This window comes from Curtobacterium sp. RIT-PI-V (assembly GCF_025642935.1).
In the GTDB taxonomy this organism is placed as follows: domain Bacteria; phylum Actinomycetota; class Actinomycetes; order Actinomycetales; family Microbacteriaceae; genus Curtobacterium.
This window is the reverse complement of sequence record NZ_JANZKM010000022.1, coordinates 35,826-57,369: the sequence shown is the minus strand read 5'-3', so window position 1 is coordinate 57,369 and position 21,544 is coordinate 35,826. Positions and strand designations below refer to the sequence as shown.

25 protein-coding genes are annotated in these 21,544 nt (G+C 69.6%); 13 read left to right on the top strand and 12 right to left on the bottom strand.

Annotated elements, in window-relative coordinates:
* Positions 1–101 precede the first annotated feature (101 nt).
* From OGL88_RS13475 to OGL88_RS13455, 5 genes are all read right to left on the bottom strand, one after another.
* A complete protein-coding gene (locus OGL88_RS13475; RefSeq protein ID WP_263091713.1) occupies positions 102–371 on the bottom strand; it encodes a hypothetical protein in 270 nt (89 codons plus the stop codon).
* The gene (locus tag OGL88_RS13470) at positions 361–834 is read right to left on the bottom strand and encodes a flagellar export chaperone FliS (RefSeq protein ID WP_263091712.1); all 474 of its coding nucleotides are present in this window, start codon (positions 832–834) and stop codon (positions 361–363) included. The genes OGL88_RS13475 and OGL88_RS13470 overlap by 11 nt, the downstream gene beginning before the upstream one ends.
* Positions 835–844: 10 nt before the next feature.
* Positions 845–2,233, bottom strand: a complete 1,389-nt coding sequence (fliD, locus tag OGL88_RS13465; RefSeq protein ID WP_263091711.1) for a flagellar filament capping protein FliD — start codon at positions 2,231–2,233, stop codon at positions 845–847.
* Positions 2,234–2,337: 104 nt separating this feature from the next.
* Positions 2,338–3,177 carry a flagellin N-terminal helical domain-containing protein gene (locus OGL88_RS13460; protein WP_181437623.1) on the bottom strand — a complete coding sequence of 280 codons (840 nt, stop codon included), beginning with the start codon at positions 3,175–3,177 and terminating at the stop codon, positions 2,338–2,340.
* A gap of 117 nt (positions 3,178–3,294) precedes the next feature.
* The gene (locus OGL88_RS13455) at positions 3,295–4,113 is read right to left on the bottom strand and encodes a sigma-70 family RNA polymerase sigma factor (protein ID WP_263091710.1); all 819 of its coding nucleotides are present in this window, start codon (positions 4,111–4,113) and stop codon (positions 3,295–3,297) included.
* Positions 4,114–4,575: 462 nt separating this feature from the next.
* Here OGL88_RS13455 and OGL88_RS13450 point away from each other — a divergent pair, with 462 nt between their 5' ends.
* From OGL88_RS13450 to OGL88_RS13430, 5 genes are all read left to right on the top strand, one after another.
* The gene (locus OGL88_RS13450; protein ID WP_111086397.1) at positions 4,576–5,061 is read left to right on the top strand and encodes a flagellar protein FlgN; all 486 of its coding nucleotides are present in this window, start codon (positions 4,576–4,578) and stop codon (positions 5,059–5,061) included.
* A 4-nt stretch (positions 5,062–5,065) separates the two neighbouring features.
* Positions 5,066–6,487 carry a flagellar hook-associated protein FlgK gene (flgK, locus tag OGL88_RS13445; protein WP_263091709.1) on the top strand — a complete coding sequence of 474 codons (1,422 nt, stop codon included), beginning with the start codon at positions 5,066–5,068 and terminating at the stop codon, positions 6,485–6,487.
* A 2-nt stretch (positions 6,488–6,489) separates the two neighbouring features.
* Positions 6,490–7,371: a flagellar hook-associated protein FlgL gene (flgL, locus tag OGL88_RS13440; RefSeq protein WP_194647659.1), complete on the top strand. Its 882-nt coding sequence runs from the start codon at positions 6,490–6,492 to the stop codon at positions 7,369–7,371.
* Positions 7,368–7,745, top strand: a complete 378-nt coding sequence (gene fliW / locus OGL88_RS13435; protein ID WP_205462349.1) for a flagellar assembly protein FliW — start codon at positions 7,368–7,370, stop codon at positions 7,743–7,745. Before flgL ends, fliW begins: the two co-directional genes overlap by 4 nt.
* Positions 7,746–8,002: 257 nt before the next feature.
* Positions 8,003–8,926, top strand: a complete 924-nt coding sequence (locus OGL88_RS13430; protein WP_263091708.1) for a hypothetical protein — start codon at positions 8,003–8,005, stop codon at positions 8,924–8,926.
* A gap of 35 nt (positions 8,927–8,961) precedes the next feature.
* Here OGL88_RS13430 and OGL88_RS13425 read toward each other — a convergent pair whose 3' ends face one another.
* Positions 8,962–9,591 carry a hypothetical protein gene (locus tag OGL88_RS13425; RefSeq protein ID WP_263091707.1) on the bottom strand — a complete coding sequence of 210 codons (630 nt, stop codon included), beginning with the start codon at positions 9,589–9,591 and terminating at the stop codon, positions 8,962–8,964.
* Positions 9,592–9,629: 38 nt separating this feature from the next.
* On the opposite strand from OGL88_RS13425, the gene OGL88_RS13420 reads away from it, so the two are divergent.
* Positions 9,630–10,538, top strand: a complete 909-nt coding sequence (locus tag OGL88_RS13420; protein WP_263091706.1) for a hypothetical protein — start codon at positions 9,630–9,632, stop codon at positions 10,536–10,538.
* A gap of 38 nt (positions 10,539–10,576) precedes the next feature.
* Here OGL88_RS13420 and OGL88_RS13415 read toward each other — a convergent pair whose 3' ends face one another.
* Positions 10,577–11,545, bottom strand: coding sequence for a beta-ketoacyl-ACP synthase 3 (locus OGL88_RS13415; RefSeq protein ID WP_263091705.1), 969 nt, complete (start codon positions 11,543–11,545; stop codon positions 10,577–10,579).
* A 131-nt stretch (positions 11,546–11,676) separates the two neighbouring features.
* Here OGL88_RS13415 and OGL88_RS13410 point away from each other — a divergent pair, with 131 nt between their 5' ends.
* Positions 11,677–12,648 (top strand): aldo/keto reductase, encoded by a 972-nt coding sequence (locus OGL88_RS13410; protein WP_263091704.1) that lies wholly within the window; start codon positions 11,677–11,679, stop codon positions 12,646–12,648.
* 139 nt (positions 12,649–12,787) lie between these two features.
* Here the strand turns inward: OGL88_RS13410 and OGL88_RS13405 are convergent, their stop codons facing one another.
* The 3 genes from OGL88_RS13405 to zapE form a co-directional block, all read right to left on the bottom strand.
* Positions 12,788–13,438 carry a tyrosine-protein phosphatase gene (locus OGL88_RS13405; protein ID WP_263091703.1) on the bottom strand — a complete coding sequence of 217 codons (651 nt, stop codon included), beginning with the start codon at positions 13,436–13,438 and terminating at the stop codon, positions 12,788–12,790.
* A gap of 158 nt (positions 13,439–13,596) precedes the next feature.
* Positions 13,597–14,871, bottom strand: a complete 1,275-nt coding sequence (locus OGL88_RS13400; protein ID WP_263091702.1) for an ammonium transporter — start codon at positions 14,869–14,871, stop codon at positions 13,597–13,599.
* Positions 14,872–15,076: 205 nt separating this feature from the next.
* Entirely contained in the window at positions 15,077–16,033 is a 957-nt protein-coding gene (zapE, locus tag OGL88_RS13395) for a cell division protein ZapE (protein WP_263091721.1), read from the bottom strand.
* Between the two features lie 185 nt (positions 16,034–16,218).
* Between zapE and OGL88_RS13390 the strand changes: the two genes are divergently transcribed.
* The 5 genes from OGL88_RS13390 to OGL88_RS13370 all read left to right on the top strand — a co-directional run bounded on the left by OGL88_RS13390 (position 16,219) and on the right by OGL88_RS13370 (position 19,192).
* Entirely contained in the window at positions 16,219–17,124 is a 906-nt protein-coding gene (locus OGL88_RS13390) for a sulfurtransferase (protein WP_263091701.1), read from the top strand.
* Entirely contained in the window at positions 17,121–17,579 is a 459-nt protein-coding gene (locus tag OGL88_RS13385) for a SufE family protein (protein ID WP_111086363.1), read from the top strand. The genes OGL88_RS13390 and OGL88_RS13385 overlap by 4 nt, the downstream gene beginning before the upstream one ends.
* Positions 17,580–17,695: 116 nt before the next feature.
* A complete protein-coding gene (locus tag OGL88_RS13380; RefSeq protein WP_263091700.1) occupies positions 17,696–18,046 on the top strand; it encodes a hypothetical protein in 351 nt (116 codons plus the stop codon).
* Positions 18,047–18,389: 343 nt separating this feature from the next.
* A complete protein-coding gene (locus OGL88_RS13375) occupies positions 18,390–18,698 on the top strand; it encodes a hypothetical protein (protein WP_263091699.1) in 309 nt (102 codons plus the stop codon).
* A 158-nt stretch (positions 18,699–18,856) separates the two neighbouring features.
* Positions 18,857–19,192, top strand: coding sequence for a hypothetical protein (locus OGL88_RS13370; protein WP_263091698.1), 336 nt, complete (start codon positions 18,857–18,859; stop codon positions 19,190–19,192).
* Between the two features lie 477 nt (positions 19,193–19,669).
* Here the strand turns inward: OGL88_RS13370 and OGL88_RS13365 are convergent, their stop codons facing one another.
* Positions 19,670–20,824: a toll/interleukin-1 receptor domain-containing protein gene (locus tag OGL88_RS13365; RefSeq protein ID WP_263091697.1), complete on the bottom strand. Its 1,155-nt coding sequence runs from the start codon at positions 20,822–20,824 to the stop codon at positions 19,670–19,672.
* Positions 20,825–20,901: 77 nt separating this feature from the next.
* A complete protein-coding gene (locus OGL88_RS13360) occupies positions 20,902–21,102 on the bottom strand; it encodes a helix-turn-helix transcriptional regulator (RefSeq protein ID WP_263091696.1) in 201 nt (66 codons plus the stop codon).
* 137 nt (positions 21,103–21,239) lie between these two features.
* Here OGL88_RS13360 and OGL88_RS13355 point away from each other — a divergent pair, with 137 nt between their 5' ends.
* Positions 21,240–21,539 (top strand): hypothetical protein, encoded by a 300-nt coding sequence (locus tag OGL88_RS13355; protein ID WP_263091695.1) that lies wholly within the window; start codon positions 21,240–21,242, stop codon positions 21,537–21,539.
* The last annotated feature ends 5 nt before the right edge of the window (positions 21,540–21,544 follow it).

Here is a 21,544-nt window from a genome sequence, read left to right as displayed (position 1 = left end):
TGCGTTAGCCCTCGCCCCGAACGGGGGTAGCACCACTTCTGCGACAGACCACTCGTCGAACGACGCGTGCTTCGTCGCGGAACAGGTGGCGGGACCGCGGGTCAGGCGGACGCGTCGAGGTACACCGCGCCACGAGGCTCGCGCGTCGCGTCGACGGCGCGCAGCGCACCGAGGTGCTCGAGCGTCGCGCGTCGGTCCGACTCCAGTTCCGCGATGCGGTCGCGCTGCGCAGCGAGCAGCCGGGAGGCACGCCCCACCAACTCGCGCGGCACCGGACCCAGCCCGGCCGGCTCCGACCACCCGGTGCCGTCGTCGAGGGCCACATCCTGTTCCAGGGAAGCGAGTGCCGCCTCCCAGGTGTCAGGCGACACCGAGGGCTCCGCCCGTCGACTGCTGGCGTGCCGGCGTCGCCGGCAGCGACGCGGCGGCGTCGTGCCACGACTGCCGCAGGGGTTCGAGGATCCGGATGCAGTCGCGTGTGGCCTGCACGTCACGGTGCACGTTCGCGGTGATGAGGGACGTCGACGCGTAGTTGTAGACGGCGAGCAGGCCCTCACCACCGTCCCAGACGTCGATCCGCAGCGTGGACGACAGCTCGCCGACGATGGCCTGCGCGTGCAGCAGCTGTTCGCGGGCGGCGTCCCAGTCGGCCCTGGTCTGTGCGGCCTCGGCGCGGTGCAGGTCGAGCAGCAGCCGGTCGTAGAGCATCGTGACGAGCTGCGCCGGGGTGGCCGACAGGACGGCCTCGTTCGTGTACTGGGCGCGACGCTGGTCGGTCACGGTGCGGGGCTGCGCGGCCTGGCGGAAGGCGGCGGCCTGGAGGTCGAAGGTCATGGTGATCCCGTCAGCTCGTGGTCGCCGCGAGCTGGCTGGCGAGCCAGCTCGACTGGGACTGGAGCTTGCTGAGGCTGGTCTCGAGCGACGAGTACAGCGTCTGGAGCGATACGCGGCGCATCGTGAGTCGGTCGGTCCAGCTGTCGATCTGGGTGTTGAGGTCCTTGGCGACCGCCTGCTGGCCGGTGATCGTCGTGGTGATGGACCCGTCGTACTTGTCGGACGCCGCGGTGGCGGCGGCACCGACGTTCGCGGCGACACCGGACAGCATCGCCTGCGTGCCCTCGGGGTCGGTGGCGAGGGACTTCTGGAAGACGTCGGCGTCGAAGGTGAAGCTGCCGTCCTTGGTGATCGAGATGCCGATCGACGACGGCGACTTCCCGCCGACGGGCGCCGACATGGTGCTGCCCAGGCGCTGCACGGCGTCGCGCGAGGTGCCGTCGCCCATCAGGACCCCGGCGGTCGTGGTCGTCGACCCGCTGGTGGCACTCGTGGTGCTCGTCACCGCGGTGTTCGTCTTGTAGTAGGCCGAGACCGCGTTCATCGCGTCGACGAGTCCGGACGCCACGGACTGGGCCTTCGTGGTGTCCTGCGCGACGCCGACCGTGACCGGCTCCGTACTCGTCTTCGACACCGTGACCGACAGTCCCGGCACCAGGTCGGTGAACGTGTTCGTCGCACTCGTGATCGTCTGCTCGGCGGCGGTGCCGGCCCACAGCGTGACGCTGGCGTCCTTCGCCTGGGCGACGACCGCGGCGCCGACCTCGGTCAGCACGTTCGTCGAGGTCCCCGCAGCGACCTGGTCGGCGGTGCCCCGGTGGACCTCGAAACCACCCGCGGCCCCGGTCTTGGCAGACGTCAGCTGCAACCGGTAGAGCTTGGTGCCGTCGGCGGCCGCACCCGCGGCGACCTTCGTGGCGGTGACGCCGGCCGCGGACTTGTTGATCGCCGAGACCGTGTCGTCGAGGGAGCCGGACGAGGGCGTGACGGTGGTCTTCGTGCCGTCGGCGCCCACCAGGGTGATCGGTTCGGCAGCGGCCGACCACGTGGACATCGCGGCGGTGACCCCGACCTGGGCGGACGCGGTCGAGCCGACGCTGAACGTCAGCGACCCGGCGCTCGCGTTCGTGCCGGTGACGGCGGTGACGCCCGACGACGAGCTCGTGGCCGTGAACAGGTCGAGCGAGGTCGCCTTGGCGGCGTCCTTCGCCTTCGTCGCGAGGGCCTGCACCAACCCGTTGATCGTCTGCAGTGACGAGATGAACGAGTTGGTGCTCGTGAGCTTGTTCTTGAGCAGGGTCTGCGGCACGCCCTCGACGCTCATCAACGAGTTGATGAGGTCGGTCGTCTTGAGCCCGCTGACGAGCCCGTCGATCGCGAGGCTGGTGCTCGAGGACACGGACGATGACATCGTCGACACTCCCTGGCGTCGTGGGGATGGTCAGGAGGGCGACGCCGCCTCCCGGGAAGCCTGAACGATCCCGGAAGGCGGCGTCGTGGGTGCTAGCGCAGGAGCGAGAGCACGCCCTGCGTGCTCTGGTTCGCCTGCGCGAGCATCGACGTGCCGGCCTGGCTGAGGATGTTGTCGCGCGTGTACTTGACCATCTCCTCCGCCATGTCGACGTCGGTGATGCGCGAACCGGCAGCGGTGAGGTTCTCCTTGGCCACGTTCGTCACGTTGATGGCGTGGTCGAAGCGGTTCTGGACAGCACCGATGCTCGAACGTGCCGAGGACACGTACTTGATCTGCTCGTCGATCGCGGTGATGGCGGCTTGAGCGTTCGTCGCGCTGTCGAAGGTGAGGGCGCCGACAGCGGTCGACACGGACTCCACGTTGGACTTCGACAGGTCGACGTCGATCTGGCTCGCCGCGTCGCCGTTGGCGCCGACCTGGAACTTCAGGACGCCTGCGGTGCCGGCGGAGCCGTCGAGCAGGTTGATGCCGTTGAAGTTGGTCGACTGCGAGATGCGGGTGAGCTCCTTGGTGAGCTCGCCGACCTCGGTGGTGATCGCCTTGCGCGAGTCCTCGTTGTTCGAGTCGTTACCGGCCTGGACGGCCAGGTCGCGCATGCGCTGGAGGATCGAGTGGGTCTCGGTGAGGCCACCTTCAGCGGTCTGCACGACGGAGATGCCGTCCTGCGCGTTGCGGGCGGCGACCGTGAGGCCACCGACCTGGGACTTCAGCCCCTCGGAGATCGACAGACCGGCCGCGTCGTCGGCAGCACGGTTGATGCGGAGACCCGACGAGAGCTTCTCGAGGGACTTCGACAGGTCGTTCTGCGTCGAGTTGAGGTTCCGGTACGTGTTGAGTGCCGAGAGGTTGGTGTTGATGGACATACCCATGGTGGTTTCCTCCGTGAATGCTGGGTCGTACTACAGCCCGTCCGTGGGCTGACGTGGATGACTCTCGACCGGGTGCCGGGAGCCGTTAGGGAATCGACGGAAATACCCGTCGACGGTTCAGCTCGCCGCCACGGCGACCGGCGCGGTCGCGTCGTGGACGGCACGTGCGACGCCGGCGGCGGCGTTCGACGCGACGCGTGCGAGGTAGGCGCTCCGGCGGGCCGCGGTGGTGCGCGAGGCGGGTTCGGCGGGGGCACTGCCGTCCCCGTAGTGGGCGGCCAAGCCATCGCGGAGCAGGCGCATCGCCTCGGATCGCTGCTGCGAGACGGCGGAGTGCGTGATGCCGAGTTCCGCGGCGACCTCGGTCACCGAGCGGTCCCCGAAGTAGACGGCCTCGACGACGAAGCGCATCCGCTCGGGCAGCGCCTCGACGGCTGCGCGCAGGTAGCGGCGCTTCTCAGTCTCGAGCAGGTCGTCGCCGGGCAACGGCAGGTCGGCGGCGACGAGGTCGTGCACGGTCTCGTCGAGGGGCGCGACGATGCGGGCCGCGTCGCTCATGGCGTCCGAGGCGGTCTGCCGGTCGACCCCCATCGCGTCCGCGACCTCCTGCACGCCGACGCTCCGGCCGAGTCGGGCGGACAGGGCCTCCTGCGTGGCGAGGGTCTCGCGGATCCGCTTCCGGGTGCCACGAGACGCCCAGTCGGCCGAGCGCATGTCATCGGCGAGGGCTCCGGCGATCCGGGTCCGGGCGTAGGCCCCGAAGGGGACGCCGAGGGTCGGGTCGAACGCGTCGGCAGCGGCGACGAGTGCGAGGGACCCGACGGCTGCGAGGTCGTCGCGGTCGAGGTGCGTGGCGCGGGAGCGGACGTCGGCGACGATGTAGCCGACGAGCGGGAGGTGCTCCACGATCATCGCGTTGCGTGCGGTGCGGTCCATGCTGATCCCTTGATCGACCTGAGGTGAACGTCCTGACTCACCCGTCCGTGGGCACGGCGAACGCCGGCCTCGGATGGCCGGTGCGTACGCCGAAGACCCGCCCGGTTCCCTCCGAGCGGCGCACCCCGCGCCTCGTTCGCGCGGTTCGAGGTCGCCCTCGTGGTGCGTTCTGAATGTATCGGCTGGCAAAGTCCTGAACAGGGGTTCATCCGTCCCCAGTGCGGGGGCATTTCCGGTGTTTCGTGGTCCACCTTTGGGGGGACCCGACCGGTAGAACGCCCGTTCCCGTCCCCCGGACGGGGTGCGCTTCGTTCGTTCCGGGAGGCCCGGGTGACGTCCGCCTCGTTTGTCACGTCCCCGGCCGCTTACGACCACCGCCGTCGGGTCGATAGGTCTCGGTGTCCGCCGGATGGTGGACACGAAGACCCGAACACCCGACGACGACCCAAACGGGAGGAGCTGATGAGCGTGAACGACCTGTCCGCCGTGCTCTGGCGCGAACGCGAACTGCTCGAGCTGCTCACCTTCAAGCTCGAGGAGGAGCAGCTCCTGCTCACCGCGGGCCGTTCCCGCTGGGTGTCGCACGCCAGCCGCGAGGTCGAGCAGGTCCTCGAACGACTCCGCAGCACCGGACTCGAGCGAGCTGCGTCGAGTGCCGAGGTCGCCGAGGAGTGGGGCGTCCCCGCCGATGCTCCCCTGCGTGACGTCGTCGCCGCCGCGCCGAACGGCCCGTGGGGCGAGATCCTCGCCGCGCACCTGACCGCGATGGTCGAGCTCACCACCCAGATCGGTGCCCTGCGCGACGAGAACGACCGCTTCCTGCGCACCGCTGCCCAGGCCACCGAGGAGACCCTCGCCGGCACCGTGACGACCGCAGCGACCTACGACGCCTCGGGCACCTCCGGTTCCGGCTCCGACGGCGCCCGCCTGTTCGAGGGGACCCTGTAACCCCGTGGTCAGCACCTTCGGCTCCCTCGCCACCGCGTACTCCGGCCTCGCCGCAGCCCGCGCCGGCATCGACGTCACCGGCCAGAACATCGCGAACGCCGGCACCGCCGGGTACACGCGGCAGCGCGTCACGCAGAACTCGATCCCCGCGACCCAGACCGGGTTCATGCGCGGCACCGCCGCCCTCGCCGGTCAGGGCGTCTCCGTCGACGGCATCGCCCGACTGGCATCGCTGACGCTCGACGTCGGCGTCCGGGTCGCCGCGGGGTCCTCCGCCTACGCCGACGCCCGTGCGACGGCACTGTCCGCCCTCGAGACCGGCCTGCACGAGCCCGGCAAGGACGGCCTGAGCGCCAAGCTCGATGCCTTCTGGTCGTCGTGGAGCGAACTCGCCAGTCACCCCGACGACCCGGGTGCCGCCAGCGCCGTCCTCGGCGCAGCGGGCACCGTCGCCTCGGCCCTGGCTGCCGGGTCGAAGGCCGTCGACGCGCAGTGGTCCTCGGTCCGGGGCACCGCGGCCGGCCAGGTCACCCAGCTGAACGACGCAGCGAAGCAGGTGGCCGACCTGAACGGGCGGATCCGCACCGCACTGGCCTCCGGCGGCAACGCCAACGAACTCCTCGACCAACGCGACCAGCTCACCGAGCAGATCGCGACGCTCGCCGGCGGGACGACCCGCACCAACGCGGACGGCACGGTCGACGTGCTGCTCGGCGGCAACCCGCTCGTGCAGGGCACCGACGCCCGCACCGTCGCCCTCGGCGGTGGCGAACGCCTCGCCGACGGCGCCGCGGTCACCCTGACCTGGACCTCCGGCAGCGCCGGCGCGGTGTCCCTCAGCGGTGGGTCGATCGGTGGCGCCCTCGCCGTCCTCGCGCCGGCGAACGGGAACGGCACGGGCGGGGCGCTCGCCCAGGCCGCCGCGTCCTACGACGCCGTCGCGACCCAGCTCGCAGCGACGGTCAACGCCGTCCACGCCACCGGCACCACCCCGTCCGGCACCACCGGCACCGCGTTCTTCGCCCTCGCGGCGGGCGTCCCCGCAGCGCAGGGCCTGTCGGTCGTCCCGACGGACGGCAGCGGCCTGGCGACGCGGAACGCGGCGGGGCAGCTCGACGACTCGTTCGCCGACGCGCTCTCGCGGCTCGGCACGGGCCCTGGAGCCGCCGACACGACCTGGGCGACGTTCGTTGCGGGGGTGGGCACCGCCTCCCGGTCGGCCGCGACGGAGTCGACGCTCACCGGACTCGCCCTGACCAACGCGCGCACCCAGCAGCAGTCGAGCGCCGGCGTCGACCTCGACGAGGAGAACGTGAACCTGCTGAGCTACCAGCACGCGTACCAGGGCGCGGCACGCGTCCTGACCGCCGTCGACGAGATGCTCGACACCATCATCAACCGCACAGGACTCGTCGGGAGGGGCTGATCGTGATCACCCGGGTGACCACCCAGATGTCGATGGCCGCGGCGTCGGCCCGCCTGCAGACCGGTGCGGCGCGCGTGGCGCAGCTGACCGAGCAGGCCACCACGCTGCAGGCGATCCAGAAGCCGTCCGACGACCCCGTCGGCACCGCGTCGTCGATGCAGGTGCGCAAGGAACAGGCCGCCGCCGCGCAGTACACGCGCAACGCGAACGACGCCGTCGCCTGGCTCGCGACCACCGACAGCGCCCTGTCGAGCGTCTACTCGGTGCTGAACAGCGTGCGGGACCTGACCGTGCAGGCGGCGAACTCCGGCACCATGAGCGACACCGACCGCGACGCCTTCATCACGCAGTTCCAGTCGCTCAAGTCCGACCTCGAGGCACGGGCCAACACGACCTACGGCACCCGCTCGGTCTTCGCGGGCGCCTCGACCGCCGCCGCCGCGTACGACCCGACGACCGGGTGGGCGGCCTCCGGCACGGACGTCTCCCGCCGGATCGGCGACGGCACGACCGTGCGCGTCGACACCGCCGGGGCCGACGTCTTCGGCACCGGCGCGTCGTCGGTGTTCGGCGTGCTCGACTCCATCGTCAGCGACCTGCAGAACGGGGTGAACGTGAACGCGCGGATCAACGACGTCGACGGCGCGCTCGGGGCCGTCCGCGGCGCCCAGGCCGACGTCGGTGTCCGGCACGCGACCGCCCTCGCCGCCCAGGACTCGCTGAAGACCGCGGCCGTCTCGCTCGAGAACCGCCGCGCCGGCATCGAGGACGTCGACCTCGCCAAGGCCGTCCTCGACCTGCAGGTGCAGCAGACCAACTACCAGGCAGCCCTCGCCGTCACCGCGAAGGTCCTGCAGCCGACCCTGATGGACTACCTCCGATGAGCATCTCCCTGACCTTCGCCGTCCCGCCGTTCGGCCTCTCCCCCGCACCGGTCTTCACGCTGACCCCGGTGGACGGCGCCGAGGGCCTGTTCACCCTCGTCGGGGGTTCCTCGCGCTTGTTCGTGCTCGACGCCGCGGTGCACCTGCCGTCCTACGCGCCGGAGCTCACCGACGAGCAGGCCGCTGGGCTCGAGCTGAGCGACCCCGCCGACGCGATGCTGCTCGTGGTGGCGAACCCCGGCGCGTCCGGCGGTGCTCCCACGACCGTCAACCTGCTCGCGCCGATCGTCGTGAACGCCCGGACCGCCGTGGGCGCGCAGCTCATCCTGGAGGACCAGGACCTCCCGCTGCGGGCGGAGCTCGCGCGGGCGTAGGTGCCGCGGGGGCTGGTCGGCCCCACCCGTTTTGCGACAATCCACGAGTCGATCGGCGCGTGGTTCGTCGGAACATGCGCACGCAACTGTTGCGTGTGCATGAGTCGACAAAGCACGAGGTGATCAACACGTGCATCGTCGCAAGGTGCACACGAATGGAGCGCCCTCGTTCCTCCACACAGGGCGCTTGCGCTCGACTGTCCACAGATCGTCGCGGTAGGTCTCTCGCTCCGACTCGCTTCCACCAGCCTGTGGGCATGGGCAGAGCGAACGACATCGAACTCATCCGCACGACCGGGCTTCCGGATCCCGAACGCCGGGCGCTCGAACGTGATGTCCACCGCGGGGTCCTCGAACGGATCCGGCCCGGCGTCCTGATCCGGCCCGGGGCGCTCGAACAGCTCCACCCTGGTGAACGACACCACGTCCTCGTCCGAGCATCGCTCCATTGCATCCGCGCCACCGACCTCGTGTCGCACCAGTCCGCGTGCGCCGTGCTCGGGCTGCCGCTCGTCGGCGAAGCTCCGATGAAGGTCCACGTGTCCGACCCGACGACCACCCACACGCGGGTGACCGCCTGGTTCGTCCGGCACGGCACTGCCGCACGGCCACCGACCGCGTACATCGAGTCCGGCGGACTGCGGACCACCGGGTGGGCGCGGAGCGCGGTGGACGTCGCTGCGACGCGTCCGTTGCTCGAGTCGCTGCCGGTCGTGGACGAGCTGCTCGCCGATCGGCGGACCACGCCCGAGGCACTGGCTGCTGATCTCGAACTGCGGGGCTCGGGGCAGGCGAAGGCGGGGGTGGCGATCGCGATGGGGTCGGCACTGTCGGGGTCGCCGGCGGAGTCCGTGTGCCGGGTGCGCTTCCGGCAGGTCGGGGCGCCGGAGCCGGTGCAGCAGCACGAGTTCCGACGGGCCGGTGGTGGGAGGGCCGTCGTCGACTTCTGGTTTCCAGATCAGGGAGTCGTGGTTGAGGTCGACGGCCGCGCGAAGTACGAGGACCCGACGATGCTCGAGGGGCGGAGCACCGCCGAGGCGCACTGGCAGGAGAAGCGTCGCGAGGACTTCGTCCGGTCGTTCCCCGAGGTCCGGTTCGTCGTCCGGTTGTCGTGGGCCGATCTCATGCAGCCCGACCGCGTGCGTGCAGCACTCCGCCGGGCAGGTGTGCCGTGCCGGTGACGAACAGGCGAGCGGAGCCGAGGGCCCGGCCGGGATCAGCGGCTCGGCGCCTCCGGGTGGTGTGCACGCTGCCGTTCGACCACGAGCGGTGCACTCGGCACGCCACCGCCGACGATCACTTCGCCGGTGCCGACCCGCACCCCGTGGACCCGCCCGACACCCTTCACCACACCGGCACGACGATCGGGGTCGGGCTCGCGGTGGTCGCCCCCGGCTGCGAGTTCGGCGTCACGGACGGCGACCGTCCCGAGCACCTGGGCACCGGCGCCGAGCTCGGTGGGGCCCTCGACGAGGCAGCCGCCAGACAACCGAGCGCCGTCCCCCACGAGCACGTCCGCCCCGGTCGCCGTGATCGTGACGGGCCCCGGGCCCAGTTCGGCACCGGAACCGATGGTCACCCGGGCCGCTGTAGCGACGACGGTGACCGGGCCCGGACCGAGCCGCGCGCCGGATGCGACGGTGATCGAACCCCCGGCACGCGTGTCGAGCACGGCTCCGGGGTAGAGGACCACCCCGGCTGCAAGGGTGACGTCCGCGCCGACGAGCACGGAGCGGGGGTCGAGCACCACGACCTCGGGCAGCAGGTCGAGCACCTCGGCGACCGTCAGGAACCCGGAGGCCCGCCGAGCGTCGTCAGCCGGACCGGGCGCGCCGTCGATGTCCATCCAGCGAGCCTCCCACATGTCCGGCGTACGGTGAGCGCATGGCCCGCTCCCCGAAGGACCAGGCGATCGTGCCGCTGCCGAACGCCCAGGTCTCCCCCATGCCCGACGACTCCCGAACCCCGCAGCCGCAACAACCCGGCGGGTGGGTCAAGTGGCTCGACCGTGCCATCAGCGTCCAGCGCCCGGTGGTCGTGGCGCACGTCAACGCGATCCGCCGACGCAAGCCGGACGCCACCCCCGCCGAGGTCATCCAGATCCTCGAGCGGCAGTACCTCGCCGCGGTCACCACCGGTGGCGCAGCGGTCGGTGCAAGTGCGGTCATCCCCGGCGTCGGGATGGTGGCCGCCCTCGGACTGAGCGGCGCGGAGACGGTCGGTTTCCTCGAGACGACCGCGCTGTTCGCCCAGTCGGTGACCGAGGTCCACGGCATCGCCCTGGACGACCCCGAACGGGCACGGACCCTGGTGATGGCGATGATCCTCGGCGCTCCGGGCACACAGCTCATCAAGCAACTCGGCGGGCAGATCGCCGGCGGTCAAGCGCGCACGGCGTTCTGGGGCGAGATGGTGACCTCGTCCCTGCCGAAGCAGGTCGTGAACGGCCTCGGCGGGCAAGTCCGCGACCAGTTCATCAAGCGGTTCGCAGTGCGTCAGGGGACGTCGGTGCTCGGCCGTGCACTGCCGTTCGGGATCGGCGCCGCCGTCGGCGGGCTCGGCAACCACGCGCTCGGGCGGAAGGTCATCCAGGCCTCGCGGACCGGGTTCGGGCCGCCGTCGGCCCACTTCCCGATCGTGCTCGAGCCCAAGCCCGCGAAGCCGGAGAAACAGCCGAAGGACAAGCAGCCAAAGGACAAGCAGCCGAAGGAGCCCAAGCAGCCCAAGCATCTCGGCTGGCGCCGAGGCTCGGCAAAGGACGAGGACCTCTGGTCGGAGACGCCCGAGCGCTGAGCCGGGCAGCAGGCCCGATCAGAACGACCGAGGCCCGATCAGAACGACCGCACCGGCGTCCTGACGACCTGCCCGGCGTGCGCGAACCCGCCGCCGAAGCCGAACAGCAACGCGGGGACGCCCTCGGGCAGGTCGCCACGCGCCCACGCCTTCGACAACCCGAGCGGAACGCTGGCGGCCGAGGTGTTGCCGGACTCGACGACGTCGCGGATGACGAACTTCGACTCCCCGCCGAGTGCGGTGACGAGCGGCTCGATGATCCGCAGGTTCGCCTGGTGGAACGCGAACACCTCGATGTCGTCCATGGTGAGCCCGGCGGCCTCGACGACCTTGCGGGCGTGCCCCTCGGCCTCGGTGATGGCCCAGCGGTAGATCGATCGGCCCTCCTGGTTGAACCGGCCGGGAGACCCCTCGACCCGCACCGCGTCGAGCAGGTGTGGCACGCTGCCCCACGAAACGGGCCCGATCTCGGGGACGTCAGTGGCGCCGAGCACGGCGGCTCCGGCCCCGTCGCCGACGAGCACGCACGTCGACCGGTCGGTCCAGTCGGCGATGGCGGAGAGGGTCTCGGACCCGATGACGAGCGCGACGTCGGTTGACCCGACGCGGATCGACTGGTCGGCGAGGGCGAGTGCGTACTCGAACCCGCTGCACGCGGTGTTGATGTCGATGGGCGCTGGGCCGTTCGTCATCCCGAGCGCGGCGGCGACCCGACCGGCGGTGTAGGGCGCACGGTCCTGGTGCGTGGTGGAGGCGACGATGACGAGTCCGACGGCCGAGGGCGACACGCCGGCGTCGGCGAGGGCGTTGCTGCCCGCTTCGATCGCCATCGACGTGACGCTGTCGTCCGGACCGGCGATGTGGCGGGTCTGGATCCCGGTCCGGGTGCGGATCCACTCGTCGTTGGTGTCGACCATGATCGAGAGTTCGTCGTTGGTCAGGATGCGTTCGGGCTGGTGGTGACCGAACCCGAGGATCCGGCTGCCACGGAGTGCTGGGGTGTTCACCGTCGTCACGGTACTCCTCCCCCGAACCAGAACATGCCCCCGAAGGCATGCAGCACCACAACGACCCAGCATGCAGAACCGGTACTCCCAGGGCCTGGCAGGGTGCCCCTCGGAGCGCGTAGACCGGACCCATGGACTACACACACCTCGGACGGACAGGGCTGTCGGTTTCACGAGCAGTGCTCGGCACGATGAACTTCGGCCCGGAGACCACTGAAGACGACTCGCACGCCATCATGGACCGGGCCCACGAGCTCGGCGTCAACTTCTTCGACACCGCCAACGGCTACGGCGGCTCGGTGGGCAAGGGTGCCACCGAGGAGATCATCGGCCGCTGGTTCGCGAAGGGCGGCGGCCGTCGCGAGAAGACGGTCCTGGCGACCAAGGTCTACGGCGACATGATCGACTGGCCGAACGGCGGCAAGCTCAGCGCGTTCAACATCCGCCAGTCGCTCGATGCCAGCCTGCAGCGTCTGCAGACGGACCACATCGACCTGTACCAGTTCCACCACGTCGACCGTGCGACCCCGTGGGACGAGATCTGGCAGGCGATCGACGTCGCCGTGCAGCAGGGCAAGGTCCTGTACGTCGGGTCGTCGAACTTCGCCGGCTGGCACATCGCCCAGGCGCAGGAGGCCGCGAAGCGCCGCCACACCTTCGGCCTGGTGAGCGAGCAGTCGATCTACAACCTCGTGGTGCGTGACATCGAGCGCGAGGTCCTGCCCGCCGCCCGCGAGTACGGCCTCGGTGTCATCCCGTGGTCGCCGCTGCAGGGCGGTCTGCTCGGTGGTGTCATCGAGAAGACCGAGAACGGCTCCCGCCGTCTGTCGGGTCGGAGCGCCGAGTACGTCGAGGGGCACCGTGACCAGCTCACGGCCTACGAGTCGTTCGCCCAGGAGCTCGGCCACACGCCGGGCGAGCTCGCCCTCGCGTGGCTCCTCCACCAGCCCGGTGTGACCGCGCCGATCACCGGCCCCCGCACGATGGAGCAGTGGGAGTCCGCGGTCCGCGCCGTCGACATCCGCCTCGACCAGCGTGCGCTGGACCGGCTCGACGAGATCTTCCCGGGGCACCAGACCTCACCGGAGGACTACGCCTGGTGAGCTGACGGAACGGGCCGGAACCACGGCCCGCGATCAGGGCCACGGACGGGAGGCACGGTGCGCGTCGGACGCGCACCGTGCCTCCCGTCCGCCGTTGCGACCACCGCACGTGGTGAGCCGACAGGACGACGCCCGCCCGTCAGAGCGCCGCGATCTCCGCGTCCGTCAGTCCCGCCCAGCGCAGGTACGCGGCGACGCTGCCCCAGCGCGCCTCGACGTGCCGGACCACGGTGGTCATGGTCTCCGGCACGCACCGCTGCGCGACGGCGGTGGCCTCGGGGTCGGTGCTGACCGCACGCTCCGCGGCGAACCGGTCCGCCAGCCCGGCAGCGCTGGCGGCGTAGTCGTCGCCGACGGCCTCGATCGACGCGCCCCAGAGTCGGGTGAGCAGTCCGCTGACGACGCCGGTGCGGTCCTTGCCGGCGGAGCAGCAGACGAGTACGTCACCGTCGGACCGGGCGATGGCGCGGAACGCTGCGGCGATCCCGGTGCGGTGGCGCTCGAGCCAGTCGGTGTACTGCTCCTCGAGCTGCACGGCCTGGGCGCCGGACTCGACGGTCGACGGGTCGAACAGCGGGACGAGCCGGTAGCCGTCGGCGGTGCCGAGCGGGTGCGGGACGCGGGCGACCTCGTCGTCACGACGCAGGTCGACCACGGCCGCGAGACCTTGCGGGTAGGCGTCGGCACCGACGCGTTCGGTGTTCGCGCGGTACACGGTGCGGGGTCGGGCGTCCTGCAGGCCCGGTCCCCCGACCGCGCGCAGGTTGGTCAGTGCGGACGTCGTCGTCATGCCCGCAACCCTGCCAGACGCCAGACGACAGCCGACAGACGACAGCCGACAGCCGACAGCCGACGGACGCAGGACCGCACGACGACGGGCCCCGCGCTTGCTGTGTGCGCGGGGCCCGTCGTCGTGCGGGTGGTGCTGGCGGTGCTGGTGTCCGCTGGCTAGCGGACCGAGACCGGCGAGTCGTCGGTCTGCTCGTAGAGGACGTAGCCCTCTTCACCGTGGACCGCGGTGTCGATGCCGGCGACCTCGTCCTCGGTCTTGACGCGGAAGCCGATCGTCTTCTCGATGAGGAAGCCGATGACGAACGCCAGGACGAAGGAGTAGACGCCGACGGCCAGGGCCGCGGTGGCCTGCTTGCCGAGCTGCTCGAACGAACCGGAGTAGATCAGGCCGGTGTCGTTGGCGAAGAAGCCGAGGTACAGCGTGCCGACGATGCCGCCGACCAGGTGGACGCCGACGACGTCGAGCGAGTCGTCGAAGCCGAGACGGTACTTCCAGTCGATGGCGAAGCAGCAGATGATGCCGGCGACGAAGCCGAGCAGGATGCCCCAGCCCGGGGTCAGGTTGGCACAGGCCGGGGTGATCGCGACGAGACCGGTGACGGCACCCGAGGCGGCGCCGACCGACGTGGCCTTGCCGTCCTTGAGCTTCTCGACGAGCAGCCAGCCGAGGATGGCAGCGGCCGGTGCAGCGAGGGTGTTGACCCAGGCGATCGCGGCGATGCCGTCAGCGGCGCCCTCGGAGCCGGCGTTGAAGCCGAACCATCCGAACCACAGGATGGCGGCACCGAGCAGGACGAAGGGCGGGTTGTGCGGCTTGTGCGCGCCCTTGGCGAAGCCGACGCGCTTGCCGAGGACGAGCGCCAGGGCGAGACCTGCTGCACCGGCGTTGATGTGCACCGCGGTGCCACCGGCGAAGTCGATGACGCCCCACGTGGCGGCCCAACCCGAGGTCAGGTTGAAGACCCACGAGGCGACCGGGAAGTAGACGACGGTGACCCAGATGCCCGCGAAGACCATCCAGGCGCCGAACTTGGCGCGGTCGGCGATGGCGCCGGAGATGAGCGCGACGGTGATGATCGCGAAGGTGGCCTGGAAGCCGACGAACGCCATCGACGGGTACGCCGCCTGGATGTTCGAGGACTGCGCCTCCTCGAAGGCCTGGCCGAGACCGATCTGGTTCCAGTCGATGCTGAAGAACCCGACGACACCGGAGACCGCCGTGCCGTCACCGTGGTTGGCGAAGGCGATCGCGTAGCCGTAGAGCACCCACAGGACGCTCACGAGTGCGATCGCACCGAACGACATCATCATCATGCTGATGACGGACTTGGCCTTCACCAAGCCGCCGTAGAAGAAGGCCAGGCCGGGTGTCATGAACAACACCAGCGCCGCCATGACCAACACGAACGTCGTGTTGCCCTGATCAAGCATCTGTTCACCTCTCGATTGCACGAGCGGCTCTTGGACCGCCTCGGGTGTCACCGAGTCTGGCGAGGTGACGTTTCACGAGGGGGCACGATGTGTTTCGCGGATGTAACGCGACGGCGCGGTTTGTAAACGTCGTGTTTCGCGCGGACCGATGCCCCCTGGACAGGGGGTGCACCGACCGGTCAGCGGATGGCCCTGGTGGTGGGCGTCAGTCCTGGGCGCGGCTCAGGGCCACGACACGGCTCGCTGCGCGCAGGTACTTCTTGCGGTAGCCGCCGTCGAGCATGGCGTCGGGGTACACCTGGTCGAGCGGCGTGCCCGAGGCCACGATCCGGACCTGGGCGTCGTACAGCCGGTCGACCAGCGCCACCCACCGCAGCGCGTCGGTCTGGTCCGTGAACGCGCGGACGTCGGTGAGCCCCACGGCGTCGAGGTCCTCGACGAGCGCGACGTACTTCGACGGGTGCACCGAGCCGAGGTGCGCGACCACGGCCGAGAAGTCGTCGAGCGTGACGGTGCCGGCCGGCAGCGCCGCGGCCACGTCGGACACCACACCCGCCGACTCGTCGACCGCTCGGCGGCGGTAGTCGAGCCCGTCGATCCGCATGGTGTCGAACCGGTCGGACATCGCCTGGATCTCGCGCAGGAAGTCCTGCGCCGCGAACCGTCCCTCGCCGAGCGCGCCCGGAGGCGTGTTCGAGGTGGCGGCGAACCGGGTGCCGGTCTCGGTCAGCTCCTTGATCAGACGGGTCATGACCATGGTGTCGCCCGGGTCGTCGAGCTCGAACTCGTCGATGCAGACCAGCGCGGTCCCGCGCAGCAGGTCGACCGTGCCCTGGAACCCGAGCGCGCCGACCAGGGCCGTGTACTCGATGAACGTGCCGAACGTCTTCCGCCCGGAGGCCGCGTGGTACGCAGCGGCGAGCAGGTGGGTCTTGCCGACACCGAACCCGCCGTCCAGGTAGACGCCCGACTTCGCAGCGGGCTCGACCGACTGCTTGCGGCGGCCGAACAGCCCGCGACGTGGCGCCTCGGTCGGACCGGCCGCGACGAACGCGGCGACGGCGTCGCGCACATCGGCCTGCGAGGCGTAGTCCGGGTCCGGGCGGTACGAGTCGAACGAGGCGTCCGCGAACTGGGGCGGTGGCACGAGTGCCGCGGCCATCTGCTGCGGGGTCACCTGGGGGTCACGGTCGACGAGGTGCGCTGGCAATCGAGTGGGCCTTCCGGGAAGCAAGTCGTGCGGTGTCACGTTGCGACTGGGGCACGGGACGTCCGCGTACCGTTGCCCACAGGCACCGACGACCGATCCTAGTCCGGTGCCGGATGACCACCTGGAGGTAGCCCACCATGACCGCACCGGTCGACCCGTCCGAGAAGTTCACCGCCTACGCCCACCCGGAGCGTCTCGTCTCCACCGAGTGGCTGCAGGAACAGCTGGACGCCCACACCCCCGACCTGGTCGTCGTCGAGTCCGACGAGGACGTCCTGCTCTACGAGACGGGCCACGTCCCCGGCGCCGTCAAGATCGACTGGCACACCGACCTCAACGACCCGGTGCAGCGCGACTACATCGACGGCGAGGCGTTCGCCGAACTGCTCGGCGGCAAGGGCATCGGCCGCGAGACCACCGTCGTGCTCTACGGCGACAAGAACAACTGGTGGGCCGCGTACGCCCTCTGGGTCTTCTCGCTGTTCGGCCACGAGGACGTCCGCCTGCTCGACGGCGGCCGTGCGAAGTGGATCGCCGAGGAGCGCGCCCTCACCACCGACGAGACCGTCGTCACGCCGGCCGAGTACCCGGTCGTGGACCGGATCGACACCGAGATCCGTGCATACAAGGACGACGTGCTGGCCCACCTCGGCAAGCCCCTCATCGACGTGCGCAGCCCGGGCGAGTACGACGGTTCCCGCACCACCGCGCCCGACTACCCGGAAGAAGGAGCGCTGCGCGGCGGCCACGTCCCCACCGCGGTGAACATCCCGTGGGCGACCGCCGCCGCACCGGACGGCACCTTCAAGCCGCGCTCGGAACTCGACGCCATCTACCGCGAGGGCGCCGGCATCGGCGACGCCGACGAGGTCATCGCGTACTGCCGCATCGGCGAGCGGTCGAGCCACACCTGGTTCGTCCTGCAGCACCTGCTCGGCTACGACAGCGTCCGCAACTACGACGGCTCGTGGACCGAGTGGGGCAGCGCCGTCCGCGTCCCGATCGTGCAGGGCGCGGAGCCGGGTACAGTTCCGAACCGATGAACGACAGCACCGAGGCCACCCTCCCCGCCACCCTCGCCGAGATCCGCGACGACTTCCTCGCCCTGGGCCAGAAGGACCGTCTGCAGCTCCTCCTCGAGTTCTCGAACGAGCTGCCCGCGTTGCCCGAACGGCTGCAGGGGCACGAGGACGAACTCGAACGGGTCGAGGAGTGCCAGTCCCCCGTGTTCATCACGGTGACCGTGGGCGAGGACGGCGACGCCCCCGACGTCGTCCGCATGCACGCGACCGCCCCGCGCGAGGCGCCGACCACGCGCGGCTTCGCGTCGATCCTCGCGCAGGGCCTGAGCGGCCTGACGGCAGCGCAGGTGCTCGCCGTGCCGGCGGACTACCCGCTGACGATCGGGCTGTCCGAGGCGGTCAGTCCGCTGCGGATCCGCGGCATGGTGGGCATGCTCGGTCGCGTGCAGCGTCAGGTGCAGGCTGCGGTGTCATAGACCCAACCGGAAGGCGGACGGGAGGCCCACGGCGGATCCGCCACGGGCCTCCCGTCCGTCTCCCCTCGGCACGCATGCCGTCCTCTGGCATTTCACGCTGCGGTCCAGTCGGCGCGATGCTCATCAGAGCCGGTGCCGGCACCATCATCCAGAAGGCCACCGCCGGCGAGGTGAACTGGGGGCAAGTCGCCGTGGGCGGGGCCTTCGGTGCCGTCGGCGGTGGCGCCGGAGCCCTGATCGGCAAGCAGCTGGTCAAGAACGCAGCAGAAGGTGCGGCCGAGAATGTCGCGAACTACGCGGTGAGTGGCCAGCCGGTGAACCCCGGTGGTCTGCTCCGGAACGCTGCCGAGGGTACGGCGACGTCGGCGACCACCGGCGGCACCATGTCGAAGGTTCACCTGCCGACCGCTGTGAGCAAGATCGGGGACGACGCACCTTCGCCTCTCGGGCTACCGCGGGGTCATTGAGTCGTGTCATGAGTACGCTCCTGCGGCAACGGTCCCCCGTCACAAAGTTTCCCCGTTTGGACTTCCACCTTGCAGCCTGACAACGGCAGGAAACACATTAATGAGTACGTACGCCGATGCCCACCTCGCGTTCCGAACAGCCGAACGCGCAGCCGTCGCGTGAGACAACACTGACTGGCACCGCCGGGCGGTCCACGACGAACGCGCCAAGCTGTTCGAGTCCGCGCGGGAGACCCTCGCGCAGGCGATGCCTGGTCCCGCAGTCACCGACCGATCGGCGGTTGAGGAAAAGGCCGCGGACGCCCTCCGGAGCCTCCGTCCGGCCAACGCCGACGCCGTAGCGGTGACCAGCAACGAGTGGGCAAAGGTCGAAGTACGTCTCAACGCTGGCCAGAACCTCGCCAAGTTGATCGAATCAGCCGACCGCGAGACCTTGGCCGCCATTGTCGACCAGATGCCGACGCGCCTCGTCACCACCTCGCCGGAGCCGGAAGACGCCATCGCCGAGATCGGAGCGCTGGCCGTGCGCCGTCTGGCCGCGCTGCGCGAAAGATCGCCCTCTCGGCGGTCGCCGCGCAGCAGACCGCCGCGCTCGCCAACGCATGGGGCTCGTTCGTGGGACGGGCGTCGACTCGCCACCGATCATCGCTGACGCCTCAGCGCTGCTCCACAACGCCGATCCAGATGAGTGGAGGGCCACCCTGGCCGAGACGCCGCACGACGACTACCCCATTGAGCAGGCGGTCCGCGAGGTCGGGGCCAACCTGGACTTCGGCGGGACGCCCTACGAGACCGCGGCAGGAGCGTTCGGTGGCACTCGATGAGGCCAAGCGCCGCAGCATCGTCGCGATGGTCGAAGAGGGTGTTGGACGGAACGGAATTGCCCGGTCCGTAGGGGTGGCTGCGTTCACCGTCTCCAACGTCGCCAAGCAAGCCGGACTCAGATTCGACCGCCAGCAGACCGTGGCTGCTGCAGTGGCGCAAGCGACCGATGCGAAAGCGCGAAGGCAGGCTCTTGGAGCACGGATGCTGGGCACCCTCGAGGAAGCCCGCCTCCGACTGTCGAAGGAGCCGCAGGCGAGAGGGTTTCAGGCCGCGGCAGGGGTCTCGACGCCCGCGCCCAGGCGTAGGGCAACATCGCTATGATCGACGGCCCGGAAACCACGGAACAAGACCAGGCAGTATCGATGCTCGGCCGCCCCCAGATCGACCTGCAGGCAGTGGTGGCCTCAACCGGCTGGGGATCGAACGGTCCGGAATCTCCGCAACCGACCGGCCCAATGGTCGTCGGCGAGGGCTTCGAAGGCTGTTGCGAATGGACCCGCGGGTGGTGCGATTCCATGCACTCCGGCGGGACTCCGCCGAACGGCTCACCTCCGAACGCCGGCCAGAACTCGACGTGTGACCGCGGCGGCAACGGATCCGCCAGGACGCCTTGGGACAGCTCGCTTGAGACTGCTCACCTGCCGGCAAAGCCTCGGGACCGGTACGAGCAACCCGCCGAACCTGCCGAGTGGCGTTGGCGGTGAGCCGCGTTCGACCGATTCGGGGGATGGGTTCCGACAGGCCGCGCAAGAACGATCGTCGCATGGACATTGCGGCCGTGGCACGGGCGAAGATCCCCTATCCGGTCTCGTCGTCACCCGCCTGCTCGGATCGTTCCCAGCCCAAGGCGTCGATCTGCTCGACCCATCCGTGAATGACGTCGACTCCTTCCCGCGTGTGAACTAGGCCGTTCTGAATGGTCTGAACAGGCCGCTTCATGTCTCGCGACAGCTTGCGAAGCGGCAATACTGACTCGATGAATCCCTCTGTAGTCGTCGCTGTCTGCTGGGATTCAGTGTCAAGCCGGCGTAGGCTGTCGAAGTAGTCCTCGAACGCTTCTCGTGTCTCGGGATCATCTTCGACTTCTTCGTCAGCCCTAGCGATGATTAGACGGACGCCTCGATCGACCGCTGCGAGATTCGTCGTGAACTCCTCGCCGTGAGACTCCAGGGAGTCGGCGGGCTCCTGCAGGCGCTTTGCGATGTTTCTAAGCAGAGTCAAGCGGCCCGCAAACGACTTCGTCTGAGGGCCCCCCGCGTTGAGCTCCGTCGTGCCATCCACCGCTACAGCACCAAGGGCTTCGATATCGGCGGAAATCGACTCGACAGCTTGGGTCCATACCGGCATCGACAATTCCATCTCGGCGAGCTGCTCGATGATCCCGAGGTCCTCGTCCCCATCGGCGTCCTCCTCGGACACCGCTGCCTGCGCAAGGTCAACTTGGTCGGCCGCCGCGTTCGCCTTCACGAGCCGGGCCACGAGCTTCGCTACTGCTCTCGTATACTCCGACGACTCCCGAGGGGCGTGCCGCAATTCGATCCACGGCTCCCACTGGAAGTCAACGATCATGTCCATCACATCATCGCGCTTGTCGGAATCCGCGAGGTCAGGCACGTCGATCCAAAGGATAGGCATGATGAGTTCTTTGACTCCGAGGGCAGACGCTCGCTTCGCGAATTGAGTCAGCTCACGTCTGCACTCGACGCTCTTGAAAAAGCGCGGAGTGACCACGGGCACGAAGAACGCGACTGACGCGAGCGCTTCATCAATGACTTCACGCCAAGCATCCCCCCAATCCAAGTCGTCACGATCGAGAAAGAGCTGGATGCTCTCGGCGGTCTGCATTTCGTACTCAGCGACGATGTCGCGTGCAAGCTGAGCGATTCGGCCATGGGACGCGTCGTCATCTTTGTGCACGTAAGACCAGAAGCCGCTGGCAATTGGAATGGTCATGGCTGGAGGGTACCGGCCCTCACCGACAGACTCAGACGATCCGGTGCCGAGCCGGCAGGCCGGCGGCAGACCAGAAGCTAGTCATCCGTCCCTGGAGGCGACAGCAGTTCGCCGAGCGGCATCTCGAACGCCTCGGCGATGCGGAACCAGGAGTCGAGCGCTCCCCGTGTGGACCCAGTCTCGATCGAGATCAGGGTACGTCTCGTCACACCGGAACGCTCGGCAAGAGCGTCATACGGCCAGCCGCATTCCGCCCGAATACGCGTCGGATGGTGCATCTCGCCCAGTCGACTGCCGGCGTGGCATTCACCGCAGTGTCGAAACCTTCACTAGCGTGACGACTTCTTCGCTGCTGGGAGGTTCAACGGAAGCGTTTGAGTAGCTCGTCGCACTCGCGATGGAGGGTGAGGGCCTCGTGGTCTCGGGAGCGCTAAAGTTCTCGGTTCGGCTTCAGACCCGGAAGGCTGCATACGCCGAGTTCCAGACCCACGGCTTCGAGGTCGATCTTGTCGGGGCGCGTCACGATCGACTGATCCTCGCGACCGTAGCACTGGCCCCTCCTCGCTACATTGAGCAGGTCGAGCGACTTACCCTCGACGAGAATGCGCCGCGGCCGATCGAGCCAGAGGAAAGCGCGGTAGACAGGGGCGACCCTTTCGAGCAAATCGACGCGGAAGACGCTGAGGACATCAAGTCGGTCACCGTCTTCCGGTGAGCCCG